Raw genomic sequence first — 24,824 nt, 5'->3', positions numbered from 1 at the left:
ATTGGGCACCTCATTACAAGGTGCCTGACAAGCCATTACTCATCGCTGAACAGATCACCGCCATGCATATCGATCATTTCTAAAGCTTTACCGCCGCCACGAGCTACACAAGTTAGTGGTTCTTCAGCGATCACAACAGGAATGCCGGTTTCTTCCGTTAATAGACGATCAAGATCTTTCAGTAGTGCACCACCACCCGTCAGAACCATACCATTTTCAGAGATATCAGAAGCCAGTTCTGGTGGACATTGTTCAAGGGCAACCATCACAGCAGAAACGATACCCGTTAGCGGCTCTTGCAGTGCTTCCAAAATTTCGTTTGAGTTTAGTGTAAAGCTACGTGGAACACCTTCAGCTAGGTTACGACCACGAACTTCAATTTCCATTACTTCATCGCCAGGGTAAGCCGAACCGATTTCGTGCTTAATTTTCTCAGCGGTTGCTTCACCGATTAAGCTGCCGTAGTTACGACGAACATAGTTGATGATAGCTTCATCAAAACGGTCACCACCGATACGAACAGAAGAAGAGTAAACAACACCGTTCAATGAGATAACTGCAACTTCCGTTGTACCACCACCGATATCAACCACCATTGAACCTGTTGGCTCAGAAACACGTAGGCCAGCACCAATTGCTGCTGCCATTGGTTCGTCAATAAGGTGCACTTCGCGTGCGCCTGCACCTAGTGCAGATTCACGAATCGCACGACGCTCAACTTGAGTGGAACCACAAGGAACACAAACGAGTACGCGTGGGCTTGGTTTTAGGAAACTGTTGTCATGTACTTGACGAATAAAATGCTGAAGCATTTTTTCAGTCACGTAGAAGTCAGCAATAACACCATCTTTCATTGGACGAATTGCAGAGATATTACCCGGCGTACGACCTAACATTTGCTTAGCTGCATGACCGACAGCGGCTACAGTCTTACCACCACGACCTTTGTCTTGTCGAATAGCAACTACAGATGGTTCATCAAGGACAATGCCTTGACCTTTAACATAAATAAGAGTGTTGGCGGTACCTAAATCGATCGATAGGTCGTTTGAAAACATGCCACGAAGTTTTTTGAACATATTCTTCGTTCGTCCTGCAAGTAATAATAAAGAGAGAAAATTGCACTAAATGTACCAATGCCTTGCCGTCACAGCAAGGCATTGAAGCATAAACATGGACTCAAACACGCAATTTCTAACAGTTTCCTAACTTAGGTTAGGGAAAATTGCTTGCTATTGTCCTGTTAGCCCACTTTCCCCTCGGAAAATAATTCGATCGTTGCCACGGTAGACACCGAAAGTCACAACTGCGGACGGATCTTCATCGCCCCGATCGCGCCAGTTGTATTGTAACCAAGGTTGATTTGTATAACTTGTACCACAGCTTACATTCATTTCTGATAATTGTGGTGAAGTATCTGACATTCTGAGCCAAAAACGGATTTGCTCTCTCAAAGAACTCGCATCCACATAAGAATGCGGCTTAGCAGAAAGCTTATTGCTAACACCATTTTTTACTGCAACGGCAGCATCCGCACCTTGAAGTGATGCACTCGAAGCAGCTCCAGAACTGGACCAAACGGTTTGCTGGCAAATATACCCGCCGAGAGAGACAAACGTCGAACCTGAGTCTTGCTCGTTTTCGATAAACCTTGAGCCATTCCAGTACTCAGTACGCAGAGGAATATAAATGGTACTGGTTGAGGTTCCGCCCACATCATCGAGAACCATGCGACCGTAACGGATATCGGGTTGAGCTGAAAATGGCTTACCTGTGTCCAAGGTAACGCCTGAGCTTATGAGCTCTAGGTTAGGAGCCTCTGATATTTTGAAATCCACACCATCGACTTTCACACCTGATGAATTTGCAGTGACACGAAGTCCAAAACCATCTTCATACGGACCGTCTGCACGAGTAATTAAAGGACTAGAGGTAGTTTGTAACTTATTAAATTGAAATGGCGCATCACTCACCTGCAACTGAGCACCAGACCATTGACTGCTGCCATCCCAGAAATGCAGAGCATAATCTTCAACACGAGAACCGAATTCACTGTTGTCATCAGAAGTGTCAACCGCAAGAAGCTTCACATCCGCAATCAGGCTCGGACTAAAACTGCTGTAGTTGGTCGTCGCCCCACCCTGCATATTTTGTGCTTCAACGACAAAATCATAGGCAATGGGCTGCCCCATATACATAAATTCATCATGGTTTGATGAGTAATTCCAACTGTTGCTGATAAGCGATAACCACGCCGGATAGAAACGGCCAATCTCTCGATATCCCTGATTGATATTCATGCCCAAATAGTTTGCTTGAGTATCAGCATTTACACGCAGAACACCGACTTCACTCCACGATAAACCGCTAAATGGCAAGTAGCTATTGCTAACGCCTTCGCTATTGCTAAGCGCGAGTGTTCCTGACAATGTACCATCAGCCCCGCCACTTGGTTGGGCAACAGTATGAGTCAGTTCAACAGTGGAGTTCAGATCACTACCTGCAATGAAAAAATTCTGTGTAACGGGAGAACTACAGTAACTCGACGTTTCTATGGCTTCACTACCACTCACAGGATCACTGTCATTGCCAGTTGAAACCCAACGCAGTGGTCGAACATTTAGCGCAAAAGCATTACCAGCAGAGGTAAAACCAGCGCTGGAAGCGTCATTAATATTACCGTTCATGGGTGTATTATTTGGTGAGCAAAGTGCGAGTGTCCACGGACGGGAGTAAACAGTGAACTGGCCTTTTAGCGTACCATTGCCGTCAATTGGGCAATCATCCAATTCGGTACAATCAAAACTATCATCGGTAAGAGTTACAGTCACTGTCCCTGAATCTTCTAGCATCAAGCCACTACTTGTTGCAGTTGAAATGCCTTCCACCAGAACTGGAGAGAAAGTTAAAACACCTACGCCGTTGCTGGGTTCTTCCCACTGCCAACTCACATTAGGTTGCCCGTTATACCCGACATCCACTTGCTCTCCGCTACTGCACGCCAAAGCGGATACGGTTGCCAGTTGTTGTTTATTAGCAATGACATACTGATCGTCGGCGGCAAATTTATACGGGACAAACTGATAGCTACCTGATACAGAATTAACATCCGAATAACCGTCCAAACTTGCATTAACGGAAATCGTCTTACTCTCACCATTACTGGATAAACCAATTGTTGCCGATCCATTGGTGATAGCAACACTAGTCTCAACACCATTAACGCTAACCGTGGCGGTTCCATTAAAATCTGTTGCAACAGCGCCATTAGACATGACAGTTAAAGTTGGAGATAAAGATTCACAGACAAGGGCGATATCGGAAGTTGGCAAGAGAACTAACGTGTAGTCATCTTCAGGTTGTTCAGTTAAACAGGCGCCTTCACCGATAATATTGATGTCTTGCGTTGACATTGTTAGCGTATTAGCCGTAATCGCTCCTCGAATCGATATTGGATTACTAAAGGTCACTCTGTCTGCCAATATCTGTGCAGCAAAGTCAATGTTAGGAGTACTAAACGCCAGTGATGCTGAGGGTCCATAAATAATCAGGTCTTTCTTGCCACCGACATCGATAGTTTCTACTGCATTACTCTGAGTTAGTGAGGTGACAAGATTAATTGTAACGTCGGAATGTACCTTTAATGTTCCTCCAGAAACAAAACTAATCAAACCAAAAGTGTAGTTACCAGAGTGAAAAACCGTCTCAACACTTCCCCCAGAATAATAATTTTGAATTAGTGGACCACTATTATTTTCAGTTGGTTTAAAGTTAACTACAAAGTGTTTACTTGAGTATTCATAAACTTTCAATGTATCCAATGGACCTAGAATATCAACGCTTACAACACCTGCTGCTTCTGAATATTGACAGTTGTTTGCTAGAGTACAGTTACGACTATAGTTATCGATATCGATATCGATAGACAAGTTAATATTACTATCAAAACTGACATCTATGGGTGGCGGTGTTGCAACTTTTGGTGCACCACTAACACAGCTGCCGACTTCACATGCTGCCGGCAGACCGGCATGATAAGAAAAGCTATCGAAACTTGTTTTTAATTTTCCATCAGATAAGTAAGCACTAACGTACTCTGTAGACCATCCTGTAATGATGCTATTCGAGTTTTGGATATTGAGCGAGGATCCTGATTTCCAACTTTGTACGGGTTCAGGGAAATACTTACAAAGATCTGGTGAAACTTCAGGTTCTTTAATCCCGTCCTGACAAGAGAAACTTACATCGTCATTATCAGATAAAACATGAATATTTCCCTGATGGACGTATCCATAATAAATTTCAGGTTGGTTCCAACTTCCACCTATAGGTTTCTTGTAGTACTTGAGAATACCATTATCAGCATCGTTAATAATTCGGATGGCATATTGCAAGCCATTGATTAACTGATCTTCTTTAAAGATATAATTCAGACCACTATCGGATGCACTTCCGGTGTACCATAAAACTTCCGTTTTTTGGTAGCCAAAGTTCGTTACATAAATTTCTTGTGGGGTTGGTTTACCAGTAACAATCACTTCGATGGTGAAATTATTATGACCTTGAAAGTCACATCGATTCGCAGCGAATAGCGAGCTACTAAACAATAAGATAGTAAGGTAGAAAAAAAACTTCCTCACAACTACTACTCCTTCACCCATACTTCTTGCTTACGCTCAACCTGATACTGCCCGCTGCCACACACAGCGACGCTCTCAACTTTGTAATAATTCACGGAATCTAATGCTCCCAATGAATAACACTGAGTATTCACAGAACAACCTACAAATTGAGTCATCAAATTATTTGCCTTTGTTTGAACATTTCCCCAGTTGCTAAGACACACATTAGCAACCAAGCTGTTAGCCGTGTTCAATGGATACAACTGAGTAAGTGCTAACTCATTAACTGAGTGAGCAACAAACCATGCTCTTGTTCCCAACAGATCTTTCGATAATGCATCTCGGTTTGACCATTCCATACGAGCAAGCGCATTGGCAAGAAAGCCCATCACCACAATCACAAAGATAGCAACGATATAGAGATTACCAGTCTGCTTTTTAACGCTAGGGAACATACGTTTTCTATGGGACATTCAACACCTGCACATCAATATCAAAGTGGCTGGATTCGCCATTTTGAGCAAAAGTTAATGCCAGATGCACCACGCCACCTCTTTGCAGAGTAGGTTGTGCGTAACTAAATTCTCCCGTACTAACGCTATCAGCAACTTGAATGCCATTTCGAGAGATGCTTTGTGCAGAAAAGTCTAAGCAATAACTCACCAAATCTTTGTATATGTATTGCCTTTGAGCAACCGATTGACTCGGTAACGAAGAAGAAAGGGTAAAAGTGGTGTTGCTACCGCTCAATAGGAAATTCGTGTTTTGCCCCACAGCAAAATCCGTTTGTCTCGACGGATTAATAATCATCCTAAGCCCATCAAAACTAGAGGGAGCAGGTGTATTACCAACAATAAAACTCATGGTTTTATTATCACTACCAGATAACGAATAAAACCCAGAATAAACAATAGGATAAAACGATAAACATTGCTGTCCGGCAGAACTACTAACAGCAAAGCTGTTTGGTACTGCGTGGCGAATTTCACGGGTCATTTTTTCTAATACAAACTTGGCTTGAGTTTGCAGTCTCTGTCTCGCAACAGTATCTGAATACCCTTTACTACCCAGCTCCACAAAGCCTGCAATTCCTAGAATCAATATCGAACCGACCACCATAGTCAGCACCATTTCAATCAGAGTGAAACCACGAACTTTCATTAGTAGTTTCCTCGAAAACCAGTGAAATCAAATTCACCGTAGCGACCAGTATCAATCTTGATCTGGATTTTCTTCATGGTCGCAGTGTCGTAGTTAACATCGATTGTTACCGTGAAATGCGCATACTTACTCGCTATCTCAGTGCCAAGAATATTGCTAAGAGGGTACCCTGAACCTCCACAATCGTTCGTGCTGTCTGTCCACCAGCAACCAATGTAATCATCAACATCATTAAACTGAGCTGGGTTACTTTCTCCAGAATCACGTCCCAAAGTGGTAGAACATGGGTTAGCTACCCCATTCCTGTCCGGTTCACCACAGCGATATCGGCCACCATCAAAATCACTGTTGTTATCAAAGCCTCGAGCAAGAATTTGGCTCATCAGGCTTTGCCCTAAGTTAGCAGCACGAGTTTGATAATGTGGTGTCGCAGAGCGCTCAATTTGAGGGTAAAGAAAACTCACAAGTGTCACCATGGCAAACCCAAGGATCACCATAGCCATAATACTTTCAACCAGCGTAAATCCGTTGCTACGTTTCATCAGCAACTTCCTTTCGCCACATAGCCTTCCGAGTTCAAACATAGTGATGTCGAGTTTGCAGATGAGGCAATATTGATTGTCACGCCATTAGACGCACCACCTAAAGGATTGCCCAACAGGCTAAATTCAATAACGGAAAAGGATGGCGAGCTGGTGAATGTGAGTTCATCATTCCGCAACAAGTCACTTCTTCGGTCATCATTAGCAGAGCTGCATGCCTGTACTGAGCCGATACAGTGGTTGGTTATTTGCAACGCATAATCACTGTTTGCTGAAGTGGATGATAAGTTGGATTGCATTCGGTCAATTTGAATTTGACGAATAATAGAGATGATTTGTTCTTGTGCAGCAAACGCAGAAACACTGGAAACACCAGAAAAACGGCTAGCAGCATAAACAGAGAGAATTGACACTAGCAGTATTACCACGATCAATTCAACTAAGGTAAAACCTCGCATTCGTTGCTGGTTTCTCTTCATTACCGTATCCGAGCTATTTTGTATTTAGTGTATTAGCGAGATAAAAAATGGCACAGAACAAAAGTGCTGTGCCACCACATTTGTATATCAGTTTAAACACACGATATTCAATTAACAATTATCAACAACTAACACTGTAGACGCAGCTTGATCAACCCCTGTACCTACAGCTTGTGTATATCTGATATAACAACCACTACTTGCCGTATATACTGTGGTATTTTGACCAGCTAACGTATATTCAATCACATTACCAGTGCCAATTGCAGGCGTAATAACTTGCCAATCATTCGTATTTAAACCAGCTACAGCTGAACCAATACCATCAGCAGTTGCAGTAGGATAACCAAAAATTGTTTCAATGTTCTCAACATCTACTGCTGTGCTTGAAGTCTCTTGGCCTTGAATTGCAGCTTTGCCATACACAATACCAGCAGCTCCATCCATTGCGCCTTTTAAACCCTGTAGCGCAGAAACACGAGCATCACCTTGTAGGTTTAGGAAACGAGGAGCAGCCGTCACTGCAAGGATACCCAGAATTACAATGACTACGACCAATTCGATAAGGGTGAAACCACCTTGTCTTTTCATGAACTATCTCTCTTTATAACAAGCTAAAAATTAATTAAAAGTGACCGCTACGCGACCAGTTTTTATGTTGTAAACAAACTGATATGCACTGCTCTTTTCTTGTTGTATATAAGTACAACTAGCATTGGCATTATCAGCGATGGCTGAATACTGCAGTGAAGCATCACTACTAACTTCAGCGGCTGTCCCTACCTTTGGAGAGCTATGAAGCAAGTTCTCCATCAAATCCACACAGGTTTGATCAGTAATCGTTTCCGAATAAAGGCTTTGTCTTAAAGCTAGCGGATAACCATCACTGAATCCCGTACTGCTGCCTGCACTCGTTTTTGAACGAGTGAGCCAAAACTCCACACCGTCATAGTCGACGACGTTATATTTTTCGCCACCAGATGTAACAGATGGTCTTACCTGAGCTTCCCATTGAGTACGTGCAGCGACTACAGCGGATGAATAACCGCTGGCAACGCCTTGAATACTCGCCTCTCTCGCATCATCAATCGTACCTAATAACCTTGGTAAAGCCGTCGCGGCTAATAAGCCAACAATAACGATAACAATGATTAATTCGATTAAAGAAAAACCCGGCACTCTCTTATTCATTTTAGAACCAATACCTCTTGACCAGAGGAATTATACCTACACTCATACAGGACACCGTATGTGCTACATCAATAAAACATTAAAGCTAATGTTTTTAAAGGATTTTTATTAGCTAATTATCCTTTCATCGCATCCATCATATTCCACATAGGTAAGAAAATACCCAAAGCCAGAATCAATACCATACCAGCAACAATCACCAGTAAAATCGGCTCAATCCGAGCGGTTAAGGTTTTCAAGTCATAATCCACTTCTCGGTCATAAAAATCCGAGACTTCCAGCAACAACTCATCAATTCGCCCCGTTTCTTCGCCCACAGAGATCATTTGAATGACCAGAGGCGTAAAAATATTGGCATTAATCGCCGTTGATGAAACGCTGCTACCGGCTTCAATTGCAGATTTCATTTCCATTAAGCGAGCTTCGAGGAATTTATTATCCAAAGCCTCAGCTGACAATGCCAAAGACTGATTTAATGGAACGCCTGAATGCAACATCAGAGAAAACGTACGTGAGAATCGAGATAACTGTGCTCGGTTGACGATTCCGCCAACTATCGGCATTCGTAATCGAAATTTATCCCAGCTTTCTCTTCCCTTTGATGTTCCTAACCAAGATCGAAAACCGAAAAATGCTGCCGCCATTGCTGCCAACATCAATAACCAGTAGTTCACAAAGAAATCCGACATCCCAATCAGAATTCGAGTTGGCAAAGGCAAGTCCACACCAAAGCGATTAAACATGGTTGCAAACTGCGGTATTACTTTGACGTTCAGAATGAACATAGCAATAACAATAAAGCCAATAACAAAAGTGGGATAACGCATCGCGGTCTTGATTCGCTTACGGGTTTCCACTTCTTGTTCATAGTAGTTCGCCAATTGCAGCAGAGCTTGATCCAATCGACCTGTGTTCTCACCCACATGCACCATAGAAACAAACAGTGAACTAAACACTTTCGTGTGCATCTGCATTGCAGCGGAAAGACTACGTCCATTGGTCACTTCACTACAAATTTGTTCCAATGCATCTTTTAACTGCTTATTTTCACAGTTCTGCGCCAGACCTCTCATTGAACGCAGCAAAGGCACACCCGCTTTGGTTAGGCTGTACAGCTGACGACAAAAGATCACCAACACTTCCAGTGGAACAACTGGAGCAAATAACTCTTTCCAATCAATAGTGGCAGTACCGACACCGGATCGCCCTTCACTTATAGAGGTTGGAATGATCCCTTTATTGATCAATGTTTCTGCAGCAACATCTTCATTGGCAGCTTCTAAGCTACCTTTAGTAACACTGCCATCTAAATTGCGTCCTTGGTATTGATAAGTCGGCATACCTTTCCTTAAAGATAAATAGGCTCAGAGACTGTGTGAGCTTCACCTTCACCCAAAGCCATGACTTCATCAATACTGACGATACCTTTAACTGCCAGCTCCATCGCTGATGCGAGCAATGGCTTATAGTTCTCTGAGGCTCGGGCGGCTTTGGCAAAGCCGATAGAATCATCAGCGCGCAATGCATCCATCATATGATGCTCAAGCTCCAGCATTTCGAACACACCGATACGACCTTTATAGCCTGTGAGGTTACAGTTCTGACAGCCACGACCATGCACAAACTGTGTATTAACCTGATTTGGGAACCGAACCGTAAGCCACTGTTTCTGAGCTTCATCCAATTCATCATGTGTTTTACAATCTGAGCAGACTTTACGAACCAGTCGCTGAGCGATCACAGCTCGAACAGCGCTCGCCACTAAATAGCCGGGAGCCCCCATATCAATTAAACGTAATGCAGTTTCTACGGCATCATTAGTGTGCAATGTGCTCAGTACCAAGTGACCAGTTAGGGCTGCTCTTAAACCGATTTCCACCGTTTCTTGGTCACGCATCTCACCGATCAGAATAATGTCTGGGTCCTGACGTAAGAAGGTTCTTAATAAGGTCGAGAAATCTAAGCCAATTCGTGAATTAACCTGTACTTGGTTAACTCGCGATAGTCGGTATTCAACAGGGTCTTCGGCGGTAATGATTTTCTTACCAACTTCATTAAGCTCACTTAACGCTCCGTACAAGGTTGTCGTTTTCCCCGAACCTGTAGGACCTGTGACAAGGATCATACCATGCGGGCGCTTAAGCTGACGTCGGAAGCGCAGTAACAGATCGTCAGGAATGCCTGATTTATCCAGTTCTCGAATACCAGAAGACTGATTTAATAAACGCATTACAACCGATTCACCATATTGCACAGGCATAGTCGACATACGAATATCAACTGACTGTCCTTTAGCTCGGATGTTAAAACGGCCATCTTGCGGCAGACGTTTTTCAGAAATATCGAGATTAGCCATCAACTTCAGTCGCGAAACGAGCGCTGATGCGATACCCACTTCGTTTAAAACCGTTTCATGGAGAATACCGTCTACACGCTGACGAATACGCAATAGTTTAGAATCAGGCTCGATATGAATATCCGACGCCCCCACCTGAATTGCATCTTCAAACAGCGAGTTAATCAGCTTAACAACCGTTACTTCTTCGCTGTCATCATTCGCGATATCAAAGTCGAACGCTTCTGTAACTTGGTGTTCCGCTTGTAACTGTTCCGCGAAAGAGGCAATTTCTTTGGTTCGACGGTAATAACGGTCAAAGCCATCCACCAGTTGCTTCTCTGGTGCGATAACAAATTCAAAGCTGTACTGTGGCAATTGGTTAAGGAGAGACTCCTGAGCAAACAAATCCGCCGGGTCACTCATTGCAACACGTAAAGTGTCACCACTGCGGCCAATCACGAGTGCACGCAGACGGCGAGCATGTACTTCGGAAAGCAGTTGTACCGCGTCGATATCGACTGTCGCACGGCTCAAATCAATCAACGGAATCGCCAGTTGCTGAGACAAAAAGCTCAGCATTTGCTGTTCAGATAAGAAGCCTAACTCAATTAAGGTATCACCCAGCTTACGACCAGTATTCTTCTGAGCTGACAATGCCTGCCCAAGCTGTTCGTCAGTAACAATGCCCTCTTCGACCAGCAAGTCACCCAGTCGTTTTCTTAACTTAATTTGCATTGTTGTTCTCCTCTAGGTGATTCAGCACATCTAGACGATTACGAATAAAGGCTTGTGACTGAATCGATACCCCAACCTTTGTTAACGCCTTTTGATAAGACGTTTTCGCCTCTTCTAACAAAAACGAACGCTCTTGCTGAATCGCTAAACCAAGCCACCAGCGACCATTGTTCGCCTCTTTCTCAGTAAGCTTCTGATAGCTTTCTAGTGCAATTTCATTCTGTTTCACTTTTTGCGCCAACGCCGCGCGTAATGACAGATACTCCACACTTACCGATGCAGGTAAATAAGCGAGCGGTGTTAATGCTGCTTCTGATTGCTGCTCTTTCATCAGCAATTTTGACAGCGCAATTCTCAAAGTTTCACCTTCAGGGTTTATTTCGATACCACGCTGCATCAAATCAAATGCTTTGCGCACTTCACCTTTACCGTAATACAAAGCCGCCAATTTTTGACGTACCGATTCATTATCCGGCGTATAGCGAAGAGCCTCGCTGTAAGCACTGACAGCATTTTGAAAATCGCTAGAATCCATTGCTTTATTTGCTCGGGAAATTGCTTTTTCTGCCAGTTTTTCAGAGCTCATTTCTACCTGTTCAATGGTTACCGTGTTCTCTTGTGTGCTTTTCAATTCTGAAGAAACCGTTACAGGTGCCTGAGTTACTGAACCTGAGTTCACTGGTGCAGAAGTGGTATTGCTCGCTAACAACACAGGCTTTTGAATCCGTGTTTGATTCCCTGCTGCCTCATTTGAAGCAATGACCTTTGGCGTTGTGATTGCTGGTTCAACAGGCTGTGCAAAATTGGTAGCTTCTGTTGCTTCTGCTCTAACTAGATGAGATTCCAATAGAGGCTCTTCAATCGGCGCGGAGTAATAAACCACCACTGATGCCTGATTTACTTTCTGTGTTGGTGAAGCAACAACGGGAGCAGGTTCAACAAACGCCTTTACTTGCATTGGTTGAATGCTGACTTGGGCATTCTTAACTTCTGGCGCTTGCTGCGACACAGCCCAACCGCCAACCGCTAAACTCAGACCAAACCCTGCCATCATCCATACCCAAACTGGACGTGTTTTGATTGGCTCAACGTGCGCTTTCTCGATCGGATCAAGTGATGATTGCTGCTTATCGGCAAGTTGAGATAAAGCTTTGTTCATAACACTCATCAATGGCTCCATCCCCAGATAACTGGAGTTTTATGTTTGGGTTTACAAGTATCGTACGTATCGTGAATAGCGGCGTATAGCTGCTGGTTTCTCACCCGCAGGGTCTTTTCGTAGAACGCAAGCAACAGGGTTTTATGACACACCTGATTGATAAGGCGAGGTGTTCCCTGACACGCTTTCCAAATCGCTTTCTTCTGATTCAAACTGAACAGATCACCTTGATAACCGGATTTAGACAGTCGATTGTCAATATAAGCCACGGTTTCCGCCATATCTAATGGTCTTAACTTGGCACTAAAGGTAATTCGCTGACGAAACTGCCTTAAATGGTATTGTTCGAGTCTTTCATCCAGCTCTGGCTGACCAATCAATACCAGTTGTAATAACTTGGTCTGCTCTGTTTCCAGATTACCGAAAAGCCGCAACACTTCCAGCGCTTCATCAGAAAGCGCTTGTGCTTCATCAAGTAAAGCAACTACACGCTTGCCACTGCGATGAAATTCAATGAGTCGCGCTTGAATAGCTTCAACCAAACCAACGTTGGAACACTCTTTGATATTCAGTTCTTTTGCTATCGCCGTACGTAAATCGTTGCCATTCAAAGCCGGATTGGGCAAATATATCAGTTGGACATACTCTTTTAGGTGAGTCAGCAGCATCCGACACACCATGGTTTTACCCGTGCCGATTTCACCAGTTACTTTTATAACGCCTTCGCCCATTTGCAGAGCGGCACTGACGGTTTGAATCGCTTCATAATGCGGGTCTAGCCCCAGAAACAAACCAGTGTCAGGCGTTAATTGAAAAGGCTGTTGTGTAAAACCAAAGTGCTCCAAATACATACTCATTACTCAGAGTCAGGGAACCACTCCTGCAACAAATCACGTGAGCGCTCCAACTCTTTTTGCCAAGTGTTGACACCAACTACCGTTGGTTTTAACAGGATGACCAATTCTGTTTTCTGTGTCACTTGAGATGTGTTACGGAACGCGTGGCCTAACACGGGTATGTCGCCTAAAAACGGGACTTTCGATGTTTGGTTTAAGGTATTGGTTTTCATCAGGCCACCAATTACAACCACATCACCATCTTTGGCACGAATTACAGAATCAGATTCACGAATAGAACTTCTCGCCAAAGGCAGAGAAATCACCTTGTCGTTGTATGTGATGGTCTTGTTCTGTTGCTCAACTTCAATAACAGCAGGGTGAACATGCAGTAGTACATGACCTTTGTCGTCAATTTGTGGAGTTACATCCAGTGAAATACCCGAGAAAAATGGTGTTAGTTCTACATCAGGAGACGCTTCAGAATTATCGCCACTGCCTACCACACTGGATAAATCAGTAACGTAGTACTCATCCGTACCAACTTTGATCACCGCTTTTTGGTTATTGGCGGCCGTTACGCGAGGACTTGATAGTACGTTTAAGTCACCTTGCGTCGCCATGAAACTGAGAACGGATTCAAAACTGCCACTCGACATGACAATGTTAGTCTGCCCGCCCAATAGCGTACCAATGGTGCCAATACCGGGTAGCGATGCGATTGTACCTAATCCATTGCTGAGTGCAGTGTTTGCGCCCGATGTGTTACCAGTACCAATTCGGTAGTTGACACCATTCGAGGTAAACATTTTGCTCCAATTAATACCTTGCTGATAGCCGTCATTTAAAGTGACCTCTAGAATCTTCGCTTCCATAATCACTTGACGATGCATACGCTGTTGAGAAATACCTAGAAATCTGCGAACTTCGCGAATTTCATCTGGATATGCACGCAGCGTAATCACACTCGCTTGCGGTGTTACAACCACGCTTTGCCCGCGACCAGAACCAATCAACTGTGCTACGGCAGTTTGTAGCTGTGGCCAGAAATCACTTTCGCTCAACGTTTCAATCTCTGTGCCACCTCGATCCGATGTGGCATTGCTATCACTGTTATTCGAACTATTGTTATTCGAACTATTTGAAGACGATGAAGAGCTGTTACTCGAAGAGCTGGTGTCCGTATTAGTAATTGTGCCGGTTGTGATGGTCGTTAATGAGCGACCACTTCGTTTAAACTGCAAGTAGTCAACTGGGATAGTCACCGTGCGTAAGCCCGCTGGATAAACTTGGATAACCTTGCCGACTTTTTCAATTTGGTAACCGTAAAGATCGCGAACCACATCTAACACTTCATCAAGTGTGACTTCCGATAAGTTCACTGTCACGGTGCCATCCACCATTGGATGAATTGCAACGCTGTATTCTGTACCTTTCACTAAGCTGGTAAAAAAAGCTTTCGCCTGAACACCGTTCGCCTGAATACGAAAACGTTTCAAGCTAGGATCAGATGTCGCTATTGCTCCGTTCATATCAGGCATAAGATCCGCTTCTACCGATGGCGGTAGATTTTCTAAATTGCGGCTGTTCGCTTCATTAATAGCCTGATTCAGCGACTGTTTGGCTTCCACGGGGTCACGATGCCCCATAGAGCAACCCACTAAACTCACCATCACTACGCCGATGATCATATTACGCATAGGAATTCTTAACCTTATTTCTTAATATCCAGAGAGAACAGCTTCAAAGTCCAACTTTTACTGCCTTGCTTAAGTTCGACCTGCGATGGCGTGACCTTGGATACTTGATAGCCAGAGACTCTATCGCCCTTGTCCACGACTTTATCATTTAAAATGGCATAGCATTGATTATCATCTTTACAAACAATACTTTGCAGTTCAGGCACGGGTATATTTCTTTTTGCTTTTCTAACTTGTTCTGTTTTCATCCAACCTAAGGGGGCGGTTGGATCTTGTTCTTGGTTCGCCGATACGGAGGCCGAAACAGCAGCAAGTACCATTAACCACCATGCCTTAGTAAGCACCGATATCCTAACCACCGATAAATTCCTCACGAGTTCCAAGCGTGTAAACCTCTAATACCAATTTAGCATTAGGATAGGTTTCAACTTGATAGTGAAAACTACGCCAATAATATTTCACAGGCAGGCTTTCTAACGCATGCAAATAATCCCTGATAGCGAAATAAGTGCCATTCAGTTCCATCCGAACCGGATGTAGGAAATATTCGGCATTGCTGTCTGTCTCATTTATTGGACTAGCAGGCAACGACGTTAAACTCACTAATTTCAATTTAGCACTATGATCTAAAACGCTTTGTAACAAATTAGCCATCTGTGATGGAGAAACCAAATTACTCATCACTTCAGAAAGCTGCATAGACAGTTCCTGACTCTGCTGTTGCAATTGTTCCAATTCTTTATTTATTTCTGAGTTCGGATCTTTAGCTAGCTCGCGCTGCAAAATGATGATTTCACTTTGCATTCGCTGATTAACTGAATTCTGCGACGCTAACTTCTGTTGTACGTCACTTTTTTGTTGCAATAGCGGTTCGATCAACAGCGTCTGCATCATCATCACAATCACTATCAAGCCACAGATGGCAATTAACCACTTTTCGCGCGGGGCTCTGTCTGCGAACTGTTGACTCCATTTTTGCCAGCGTTCGTTCATTTCTCCACACCTCGTTTTGATTTCAATTCAAACGTCACTATGTCTTGCTCGTCACGCCCAATAGTGAGTTGTTCGAAGCTGCGTCCAGTCAAGCTCACTTCATCTTTAAATTGCGCAATCCACGTTGGTATTACGTTGGCATCTCTCGCTATGCCTTTTACATCCAACGTTGCTTCATTTATCTCAATCTCACTTAAGCTAATATCACGACGGGAAAGTTTTGCTAAACCATCCATAACACCGGAGTAGCCCAACTGGCGCGAAGCGTCATACTGACCAATCGCGGCTAGTGATGCTTGCTGTGATTCAATCTCTTTCTTCAAACGGGCTGAAGCCGCCACTTTTTCTGCTGAAGGCAGATGCGTCGCATGCTTTTGTTTTAGCTCTCCAAGTTGCGCCGTCAGCTGAGTATTTTGTTGATTGGCTTGTTTAAGTTGTTGCTGATACTGAATATGTTGAAACTGAAACCATGCGAACCAACATAGTATGACAACAGCAACGGCTCCCCAAATCGCAACAATAGATGACAGCGTCATCAACTCTTTTTTCGGTTTTAAGTGCTCTTGATAAAAGTTAATTACATCTGCCGGAACAATGGGGGCTTTTTGGGCCAACACCTGACCAGAGACAATATGTTCAGAGCCTTCCACCAGCGCTGTAACTTTTACACTTAAGCGTTCGCCCAATGCTTGGACGAGTTCGGCGTGTTCTTCTTCATCGCAACACACCTTTAACTGATGAAGTGAAGTACCTTTGAACTGAGAAGAGAGGTAATCAATTGAACGTTGCAGCTCTAGGGCAAGGCCGTCCAATTGCAACGCAGTGCTAGCGACACCTGTTATTGGTGCAACAACACCACGCAGTGTACGCTGGAAAATACAGCGTTCATTGACGAAAGCGTCCAATTTAAAATGGCTGCCTTTGCTGCGTTGCACTAATAAGTAGTTTTTCAGTTCGCCGCTACCTCGCCCCCAAACTTCTTGTTCAGGAACAATACTCTCGAGGCTACAACCGATGCTCTCAAGTAAACTGCTCGCTTCTAAAACCACCTTCTTGTTAATAACGTAAGCTTGCGCTTTATTGCCCCCCTCCAGTGGGTAAGCATCCGCGATCACATCTGAAGATTTTTCAGTAATAAGGTCTTTTAACAAAAATGGCAGCGCACTTGGCCACTCTTGCTGGGGAATTGAAGGCTTATCAATTTGGTAACTTTGAAACAGCTGAGCATGCAACACTACGTGAACACTCAGCCCTTTTGTACCTGCCGTTAGAAGAGCACTCACCAAGGCTTGAGGCCAAGTGTGGCTAGCCAGAGGGTATTGTTCAGGCAAAGTGAGAGATTCTGATGACGAGAAATAAATAGCATCAGGTTGAACCACTGCATACACAGCCAGCTGCTTAGACTTTTTTCTGGAGAACCGTTTTAACAATGTTTCAATCTTCATTTGTCTCTACTTCGTGCGCCATCGGTTGCGTTTACCGGGCTTAATTTGACGTTCCGTTACAGGTAGTTTACTCGGGTTTAATGGCTGCTCAGTATCAAATAACCGCCCTTGAACACCATCAACACCAAGATTATGCAGAACCTGCAACTCGGGCTGGTTTTCTACGCCCACGGCAATGACTTTTGTTTGTGTGCCTTTGCAAACCCCTAACAGGCTGCGCACTATCAACTGATTTTCATGTCTTTGATCGATTTGCTTTATTAGGCTTCGATGCAATTTAAGATAGTTGATTTTTAAGTCTTTTATATAATGGGTTGCAACTATTGTTCGCCCTGCTTGTCCGACTATCAATTCGCACCCGAGTGCGGATATTGTTCTTAGTACCGGACGCATATAATCCAGATGTTGAACTAAATGCCCTTCGGTAAATTCAAACGATAACTGACCACGCTGGTGGAAGGTTAATTGCATTAACTCATTACGGAACCAGCGGAAATATTGTTTATCAGAAAAAGGCAGTACATACAGGTTTACCGACAACGCAGATTCGTTAACTGAAGACTTAATCAGTTGTAACGTTCTTCTCATCACCGCTTTATCTAGGACAGCTTCATAGCCAACGGTTTCTATAGCTGAACTAAATCGAGACGCTTTCAACACCCCTTTGTCAGGGTCGTTAATTCTAGCAAACAATTCGTTATGCAATAATTCTAAGTGATTAGAACGACCGGACAAATAGCAAGCCTGTCGGAATAGGATGATATTGTCATCAATAAGAGCCTTATCGAATAGGGTCCGCCAACGTACACTGCCTCTGTCTTCAGAATGCGTTGCTTTTTCAAAGCGACTCCAAGCATTGACTCTCTGCAACTGAGCACTTTTCAAAGCCGTTTCTGTTTCATCAATAATTCGGCCTCTACGCTCACCTTCCTTGTACATACTGACACCAATATGAGACCAATTATCTTTCTCTAATGGCTCTGGCGGCGTTAAACGCTCAATAAACTTCAAGCATTGAGAAGCAACATGAGAGACATCTTTAACCGTTTGATGTGGCATAAACAAAGCGAAAACTGAATCATAGTAACGAGATAAAATCACATCCGGATAACGGCTAATCACGTTCGATATACACTGGCCAACCTCAACGACAAAATCGTCAATGACACGTTTCTCGTTTTCTTCTTTCGCTAAATCAAAATCATCAATACGTAGCATCAAAACGCCACCTTGAGCACCACTCTCCTGCAACGCCGATTCTAATTTGCTGTCAAACAGGACTCGGTTTGCCGTACCCGTTAACTGGTCAAGAAATGTCTGTGTACGGATAAAAGTATCAAAACGGCTACGTTCTTGACGCGCATCTTGTAACTCTTCGATTAGAACATCTAAAGCTTCACTGGCCGTATATGGCCACTCTCTTTCATCGCCTTTTGCGTATTGCTCAACTCTGCCGGCCAATATCATTCGCCCACGCTCTTCCAGCATTTCCGAGCCCAAAAGCTGAGAGCGCAACCATTTCACACTCTGTACTAAACAGAAAACAATGAATAAAACAGCGAGAGTTATCGACCACATAGCACCGATGGAATAGCTAAAACCAACATAAGGCGGTACCACTTTAAAGTGCACCGAATAACCTTGGATGCGTTGCAAAGGAAAATCGGCTTGATAAAGCCGTGCGGGGTCGATTTTTGAAGAGGTGTCTTTAAAACGGTAAATAATGCCAGCTTGAGATGACAGTTCCATCTCAACAATATTGCTTGCTTGCAGCATTTTGGGCATCCAACGCTGCATAGAATAAGCAGCATCTGGATCTTCCATTTCTTTGTCCACCACCTCAACTATGCCCTGCATGTAGTGGTTGAGATATTCCTGACCTAACCGCTGAAAAGATAAGGTTCCGCCAATAAACAAAATGAACATCGCACTGGTCACAATCAGGGTGACGAAAACCACTAAACGTGTGCTGAGTTTTAGCGTAGGCGTGTAGCGCATAGAAATTGAATTCCCTTTCAATTTATCGATGGGTGGCATTATTCATCGAAGAAGGCTGCTCGCAAAAATTATGCAACCAGTGCGCTAAGTATATAAAAAAAGCCACAAAATTGCGGCTTTTTTAAAATCGAGACAATTAAAACGGGATGTCGTCGTCAAAATCCATTGGCGGCTCATTGTATTGAGGCTGAGGAGCTTGTTGAGGTGCTTGCTGAGCAGCTGGCTGATATGTTGGTTGGCTCTGTCTCGCAGGCTGTTGAGGTTGTCCCCATCCACCTTGTTGCTGAGGCTGACCTTGGCTCGCTCCTCCCGCTTGCTGTTGACGACCACCAAGCATCTGCATGATGCCGTTATAGCCTTGCACAACAACTTCTGTTGAGTAACGATCTTGACCGCTTTGATCTTGCCACTTACGAGTTTGCAACTGACCTTCAATGTACACTTGAGAACCTTTACGCAGGTACTCACCAGCCACTTCAGCTAGTTTTCCATACAGAGCAACTCTATGCCACTCAGTTTTCTCACGCTGTTCGCCTGTTGCTTTATCACGCCATGTTTCTGACGTTGCAATGGTGATGTTCGCAACAGCACCGCCACTTGGCATATAGCGAACTTCAGGATCGCCACCCAAGTTGCCAACCAAAATTACTTTATTCACGCCACGGCTTGCCATGTTTCGCTCCGTCTTTAAATCGTATAATTTTTGAAAAAATTTCAAATAGTCAGTTAGGATAACACGCTTTTTCTCGAGCTTAAATGTCCGGTCGAATTGTTATCAAAAACTCATTCCATTTTCATTTTTAAGCTTCTAATTTTCGGGGGAAATCTTCCATTTGCAATTTGATATATAACTCATTTACTCAATCGATTGAAATCCCACGCAAACTCGCTATCCCAATTCGCTCTATTTTTTAATTTTAGGCATTGTTGACGCATTTCACCGCATCCTACTAAGGAATAATCCATGCCAAAACACAACTATGCCAGAACCATATATTTTATTTGCATGGACGACACATGCGTCCCTGAACAATTGGAAAAATCTCTAGAACTTCTCGCTTTGCCAATACCTCAAATTCTCCCAGAGCAGTTATTGCGAAATTATCACACAGATAAGCACAAAATTTTGCTGATTAACTATCAGGAACATCATCTGATTAGACAAAATTTAAAAGCGTTAAAAATTACCAGTCCTCACTTTGAAACGATTCTGTTTAACGTTGATAAGAGGCTGCATACCGAAGAATTACTCACTTTTGGTAACTTAAAAGGGCTGTTTTATCAGGATGATACTCCTGAGTGTATCTGTGAAGGCTTAGGAGAAATAATCAACGGACAAAACTGGCTTCCACGTCATGCTTCAAGCCAGCTTCTACATTATTACCGATATCATTTTCAGGCTCACCACGCACAAGCTTCGGTTGACCTCACAGCAAGAGAAATTCAGATTTTGCGTTGCTTACAGACGGGGGCGTCAAATATGCAAATGGCTGAAAGTCTTTTTATCAGCGAGTTTACGGTGAAGTCTCATTTGTATCAGATATTTAAAAAGCTTTCGGTGAAAAACCGAGTTCAAGCCATCAGTTGGGCAAATCAAAATCTGCTTTCATAAATGCGTCTTTCAGCACATTTTCATTTTCATAACACAGAATGTGCTGAATCTCACGAAAGTATCATGCTAAAGTCTGCATTAAATCTATGTTTAAACATAACAACTCCGTTTTAAAACAAAAACAGATAGTTTAACAGGGCTAAAAAATGATCAAAAAATGCCTCTTTCCGGCAGCTGGCTACGGTACTCGCTTTTTACCAGCAACCAAATCAATGCCAAAAGAAATGATGCCTGTGGTAAACAAACCACTGATTGAATATGGCGTAGAGGAAGCGATTCAAGCTGGCATGAACGGAATGTGTATTGTGACAGGTCGAGGTAAACATTCGATCATGGATCACTTTGACATGAACTACGAGCTTGAGCATCAGATCCAAGGAACGAACAAAGAAGACCTACTGGTTGATATCCGAGACATCATCGAAACCGCTAACTTCACTTTCATCCGTCAACGAGAAATGAAAGGCTTAGGACACGCGATCCTCACTGGTAGAGAGTTAGTGGGTGACGAACCCTTTGCTGTTGTTTTAGCGGATGACCTTTGTGTCAATGAAGAGAAAGGTGTTCTTGCACAGATGGTAGCACTGTACAACCAGTTCCGCTGTTCAATCGTTGCAGTACAAGAAGTTCCCGCAGACGAAACACACAAGTATGGTGTGATCTCGGGTGAAATGATCAAAGACGACCTTTTTCGCGTGGATGACATGGTAGAAAAGCCAGAACCGGGCACAGCACCAAGCAATCTGGCTATCATTGGTCGTTATATTCTGACTCCTGATATTTTCGAGTTAATCGAACAAACTGAGCCAGGTAAAGGCGGTGAAATCCAAATCACTGACGCGCTATTAAAACAAGCAAAATCAGGTTGCGTTTTGGCCTATAAATTCAAAGGCAAGCGCTTTGATTGTGGTAGCGTAGAAGGTTATATCGAAGCGACAAACTACTGTTTTGAAAATTTATATAAGAAAAACGAACAGCAAGTTGCATTGGCGAAACACTCTACCCAGAAGAGCTAATACTCTCGACAGTAATCTTCAAAAGAGCTGCAATCAAGCAGCTCTTTTTTATTGGTCAACTGTTTTTATATCCAGTATTTCTTGCACATTTCTCACTCTATGTAATACTTGCTCGACTTAGCCTTTAACGAAGCCAAAGACAGAGCAAATCAAATGGACAAAATTGAAGTACGTGGTGCTCGAACCCATAACCTGAAAAATATCAATCTCACGATTCCCCGTGACAAGCTGATCGTCATTACCGGACTTTCTGGTTCAGGGAAATCATCTTTAGCCTTTGATACTTTATATGCCGAAGGTCAGAGACGTTATGTTGAATCTCTCTCTGCCTACGCTCGCCAGTTCCTGTCTTTGATGGAAAAGCCCGACGTAGACCATATTGAAGGTCTATCACCAGCAATTTCTATTGAGCAAAAATCCACATCTCATAACCCGCGTTCAACAGTGGGTACCATTACCGAAATCTACGATTATTTGCGATTGCTGTTTGCTCGTGTCGGCGAACCTCGTTGCCCAGAGCATAAAGTTCCACTTGCCGCTCAAACAATCAGCCAGATGGTAGACAAAGTATTAGAGCTGCCTGAAGGCTCTAAATTGATGCTGCTTGCTCCTATCGTTAAAGAGCGAAAAGGTGAACACGTTAAAACGTTGGAAAATTTGGCCGCACAAGGTTTTATTCGTGCGCGAATTGATGGCGAGATCTGCGATTTGTCCGATCCACCGACGCTTGAACTGCATAAAAAGCACACGATTGAAGTTGTGGTTGACCGATTTAAAGTGCGTTCTGACTTACAACAACGTTTAGCTGAATCATTTGAGACAGCTCTTGAGCTCTCTGGCGGCAACGTTGTGGTTGCACCAATGGATGAAGAAGGCGAAGAGCAAATATTCTCCGCCAACTTTGCCTGCCCACATTGTGGTTATAGTATGCGAGAGCTTGAACCTCGCTTGTTCTCATTTAACAACCCGGCTGGTGCATGTCCAACGTGTGATGGTCTTGGTGTACAACAGTATTTTGACCCAAGCCGAGTGATTCAGGATGAGAAGTTGAGTTTGGCTGAAGGCGCAATTCGCGGTTGGGATCAAAAGAACTACTATTACTTCCAAATGCTCAGTTCTTTAGCTGCCCATTACGACTTTGATTTGCAAACGCCTTTCAACAAACTAGGCAAGAAAATCCAAGAGATCATTCTTCATGGCTCTGGTCGCACCGAAATCGAATTTAACTATATTAATGACCGAGGTGACATCCGAGTTAAGCGTCATCCGTTTGAAGGAATTCTGAACAATCTCGAGCGTCGCTATCGTGATACGGAATCCAACTCAGTTCGTGAAGAGTTAGTGAAATACATTTCTAACAAACCATGCAGCCATTGTGAAGGTACACGTTTACGCCTTGAAGCTCGCAACGTATTCGTCAACGACACGCCACTACCGCAAGTTGTAGAACTCAGCATCGCTGATGCGCTGCAGTTTTTCCAATCCCTGTCGCTTGAAGGTCAACGAGCTCAAATTGCAGAAAAGATCATGAAAGAAGTGAATGATCGTTTGCAGTTTTTGGTCAATGTCGGTCTGAACTATTTAAACTTATCACGCAGTGCAGAAACTCTCTCAGGTGGCGAAGCACAGCGAATCCGCTTAGCAAGCCAAATAGGTGCGGGGCTGGTTGGTGTGATGTATGTTCTCGATGAACCATCCATCGGTCTCCACCAGCGAGATAACGAAAGATTACTTAAAACCCTAGAACATCTGCGCGATTTGGGGAATACCGTTCTTGTGGTTGAGCATGATGAGGATGCCATTCGCATGGCTGATCATGTGATTGATATTGGCCCGGGAGCTGGTGTACATGGTGGTAACGTTGTAGCTGAAGGTAACGTCACAGATATTATCAACAACCCTAACTCCCTTACAGGCCAATACCTAAGTGGTGTGAAAGAGATTGAAATACCTAAACAGAGAACACCAAAAGACGCGAAGAAAACAGTTGAGCTTCTTGGGGCATCTGGCAACAACCTAAAAGATGTCAATCTTTCTATCCCAGTCGGATTATTTACTTGTGTAACAGGGGTTTCCGGTTCAGGTAAATCAACACTGATCAACGATACCTTCTTTAATATCGCGCATATCGCATTAAACGGTGCAACCACATCAACACCCGCACCATACAAATCGATAAAAGGATTAGAGAATTTCGATAAAGTTATCGATATTGACCAGAGCCCAATAGGCCGTACACCTCGCTCAAATCCTGCGACCTATACTGGTATTTTCACTCCGATTCGTGAGCTGTTTTCAGGCACGCAAGAATCTCGTTCACGCGGTTACAAGCCAGGACGCTTTAGTTTTAACGTCCGAGGTGGTCGCTGTGAAGCGTGTCAGGGCGATGGGGTAATCAAAGTTGAAATGCACTTCTTACCCGATGTGTACGTCCCTTGTGATGTGTGTAAAGGAAAACGCTACAACCGCGAAACATTAGAAGTTCGTTACAAAGGCAAAACGATCGATGAAGTCCTTAACATGACAGTTGAAGACGCTCATGAATTCTTTGAACCTGTACCTGTGATAGCTCGTAAACTGCAAACGCTAATGGACGTAGGTTTGTCGTACATCCGCCTCGGTCAGTCTGCTACGACATTGTCTGGTGGTGAGGCTCAACGCGTCAAACTCTCACGTGAACTGTCCAAACGAGATACGGGTAAAACACTTTATATTTTAGATGAGCCCACCACAGGTTTGCATTTCCATGATATTCAACAACTGCTCAATGTATTGCACCGCCTGCGTGATCACGGAAACACAGTTGTCGTTATTGAGCACAATCTTGATGTAATTAAAACCGCTGACTGGATAGTTGATCTGGGCCCTGAAGGGGGACAAGGCGGTGGTGAAATTATTGCACAAGGTACACCTGAAGATGTGGCGAAAAGCAAAGTTTCCCATACCGCTCGTTTCTTAAAACCGATGTTGAAATAGAAAAGATCTGTAGAAACTGAA

General features: G+C 43.7%; 21 protein-coding genes. 3 read left to right on the top strand and 18 right to left on the bottom strand.

Annotated elements, in window-relative coordinates; all coding sequences use genetic code 11:
• Positions 1-35: 35 nt before the first annotated feature.
• From ACRQQK_RS09605 to ACRQQK_RS09520, 18 genes are all read right to left on the bottom strand, one after another.
• Positions 36-1,079: a rod shape-determining protein gene (locus tag ACRQQK_RS09605; RefSeq protein WP_042489310.1), complete on the bottom strand. Its 1,044-nt coding sequence runs from the start codon at positions 1,077-1,079 to the stop codon at positions 36-38.
• 153 nt (positions 1,080-1,232) lie between these two features.
• On the bottom strand, positions 1,233-4,640 hold the full coding sequence (locus tag ACRQQK_RS09600; protein WP_457511182.1) for a DUF6701 domain-containing protein: 3,408 nt from the start codon (positions 4,638-4,640) through the stop codon (positions 1,233-1,235).
• 5 nt (positions 4,641-4,645) lie between these two features.
• Positions 4,646-5,095, bottom strand: coding sequence for an MSHA biogenesis protein MshP (locus tag ACRQQK_RS09595; RefSeq protein WP_457511181.1), 450 nt, complete (start codon positions 5,093-5,095; stop codon positions 4,646-4,648).
• Positions 5,085-5,783 (bottom strand): PilW family protein, encoded by a 699-nt coding sequence (locus tag ACRQQK_RS09590; RefSeq protein ID WP_457511180.1) that lies wholly within the window; start codon positions 5,781-5,783, stop codon positions 5,085-5,087. Before ACRQQK_RS09590 ends, ACRQQK_RS09595 begins: the two co-directional genes overlap by 11 nt.
• Positions 5,783-6,325, bottom strand: a complete 543-nt coding sequence (locus tag ACRQQK_RS09585; RefSeq protein WP_457511179.1) for a type IV pilus modification PilV family protein — start codon at positions 6,323-6,325, stop codon at positions 5,783-5,785. Before ACRQQK_RS09585 ends, ACRQQK_RS09590 begins: the two co-directional genes overlap by 1 nt.
• A complete protein-coding gene (locus ACRQQK_RS09580) occupies positions 6,325-6,804 on the bottom strand; it encodes a pilus assembly FimT family protein (protein ID WP_457511178.1) in 480 nt (159 codons plus the stop codon). Before ACRQQK_RS09580 ends, ACRQQK_RS09585 begins: the two co-directional genes overlap by 1 nt.
• 111 nt (positions 6,805-6,915) lie before the next feature.
• Complete coding sequence (locus tag ACRQQK_RS09575) at positions 6,916-7,395, bottom strand: type II secretion system protein (protein ID WP_457511177.1); 480 nt, start codon at positions 7,393-7,395, stop codon at positions 6,916-6,918.
• Between the two features lie 30 nt (positions 7,396-7,425).
• Complete coding sequence (locus ACRQQK_RS09570; RefSeq protein ID WP_457511176.1) at positions 7,426-7,995, bottom strand: prepilin-type N-terminal cleavage/methylation domain-containing protein; 570 nt, start codon at positions 7,993-7,995, stop codon at positions 7,426-7,428.
• 116 nt (positions 7,996-8,111) lie between these two features.
• Positions 8,112-9,335: a type II secretion system F family protein gene (locus ACRQQK_RS09565; RefSeq protein ID WP_457511175.1), complete on the bottom strand. Its 1,224-nt coding sequence runs from the start codon at positions 9,333-9,335 to the stop codon at positions 8,112-8,114.
• Between the two features lie 8 nt (positions 9,336-9,343).
• Positions 9,344-11,068 carry a GspE/PulE family protein gene (locus tag ACRQQK_RS09560; protein ID WP_457511174.1) on the bottom strand — a complete coding sequence of 575 codons (1,725 nt, stop codon included), beginning with the start codon at positions 11,066-11,068 and terminating at the stop codon, positions 9,344-9,346.
• Positions 11,058-12,227, bottom strand: a complete 1,170-nt coding sequence (locus ACRQQK_RS09555; RefSeq protein ID WP_457511206.1) for a tetratricopeptide repeat protein — start codon at positions 12,225-12,227, stop codon at positions 11,058-11,060. Before ACRQQK_RS09555 ends, ACRQQK_RS09560 begins: the two co-directional genes overlap by 11 nt.
• Before the next feature lie 8 nt (positions 12,228-12,235).
• Entirely contained in the window at positions 12,236-13,078 is an 843-nt protein-coding gene (locus ACRQQK_RS09550; protein ID WP_457511205.1) for an ExeA family protein, read from the bottom strand.
• A 5-nt stretch (positions 13,079-13,083) separates the two neighbouring features.
• The gene (mshL, locus tag ACRQQK_RS09545) at positions 13,084-14,763 is read right to left on the bottom strand and encodes a pilus (MSHA type) biogenesis protein MshL (protein ID WP_457511173.1); all 1,680 of its coding nucleotides are present in this window, start codon (positions 14,761-14,763) and stop codon (positions 13,084-13,086) included.
• A 14-nt stretch (positions 14,764-14,777) separates the two neighbouring features.
• Entirely contained in the window at positions 14,778-15,122 is a 345-nt protein-coding gene (locus tag ACRQQK_RS09540; RefSeq protein ID WP_457511172.1) for an MSHA biogenesis protein MshK, read from the bottom strand.
• The gene (gene pilO, locus ACRQQK_RS09535) at positions 15,115-15,756 is read right to left on the bottom strand and encodes a type 4a pilus biogenesis protein PilO (protein WP_457511171.1); all 642 of its coding nucleotides are present in this window, start codon (positions 15,754-15,756) and stop codon (positions 15,115-15,117) included. Before pilO ends, ACRQQK_RS09540 begins: the two co-directional genes overlap by 8 nt.
• On the bottom strand, positions 15,753-17,201 hold the full coding sequence (locus tag ACRQQK_RS09530) for an MSHA biogenesis protein MshI (RefSeq protein ID WP_457511170.1): 1,449 nt from the start codon (positions 17,199-17,201) through the stop codon (positions 15,753-15,755). Before ACRQQK_RS09530 ends, pilO begins: the two co-directional genes overlap by 4 nt.
• A 6-nt stretch (positions 17,202-17,207) precedes the next feature.
• Entirely contained in the window at positions 17,208-19,199 is a 1,992-nt protein-coding gene (gene csrD, locus ACRQQK_RS09525) for an RNase E specificity factor CsrD (protein WP_457511169.1), read from the bottom strand.
• Between the two features lie 136 nt (positions 19,200-19,335).
• Positions 19,336-19,872 (bottom strand): single-stranded DNA-binding protein, encoded by a 537-nt coding sequence (locus ACRQQK_RS09520; RefSeq protein ID WP_457511168.1) that lies wholly within the window; start codon positions 19,870-19,872, stop codon positions 19,336-19,338.
• Between the two features lie 291 nt (positions 19,873-20,163).
• Between ACRQQK_RS09520 and ACRQQK_RS09515 the strand changes: the two genes are divergently transcribed.
• From ACRQQK_RS09515 to uvrA, 3 genes are all read left to right on the top strand, one after another.
• Positions 20,164-20,811, top strand: coding sequence for a LuxR C-terminal-related transcriptional regulator (locus tag ACRQQK_RS09515; RefSeq protein WP_457511167.1), 648 nt, complete (start codon positions 20,164-20,166; stop codon positions 20,809-20,811).
• A gap of 146 nt (positions 20,812-20,957) precedes the next feature.
• Complete coding sequence (galU, locus tag ACRQQK_RS09510) at positions 20,958-21,827, top strand: UTP--glucose-1-phosphate uridylyltransferase GalU (RefSeq protein WP_042489356.1); 870 nt, start codon at positions 20,958-20,960, stop codon at positions 21,825-21,827.
• Positions 21,828-21,980: 153 nt separating this feature from the next.
• Positions 21,981-24,803 (top strand): excinuclease ABC subunit UvrA, encoded by a 2,823-nt coding sequence (gene uvrA, locus ACRQQK_RS09505; RefSeq protein WP_457511166.1) that lies wholly within the window; start codon positions 21,981-21,983, stop codon positions 24,801-24,803.
• Positions 24,804-24,824 lie beyond the last annotated feature (21 nt).

It is taken from the genome of Vibrio sp. C8, assembly GCF_054051265.1.
The sequence above is the reverse complement of the archived record's forward strand: the minus strand, read 5'-3'. Positions and strand labels throughout refer to the sequence as shown.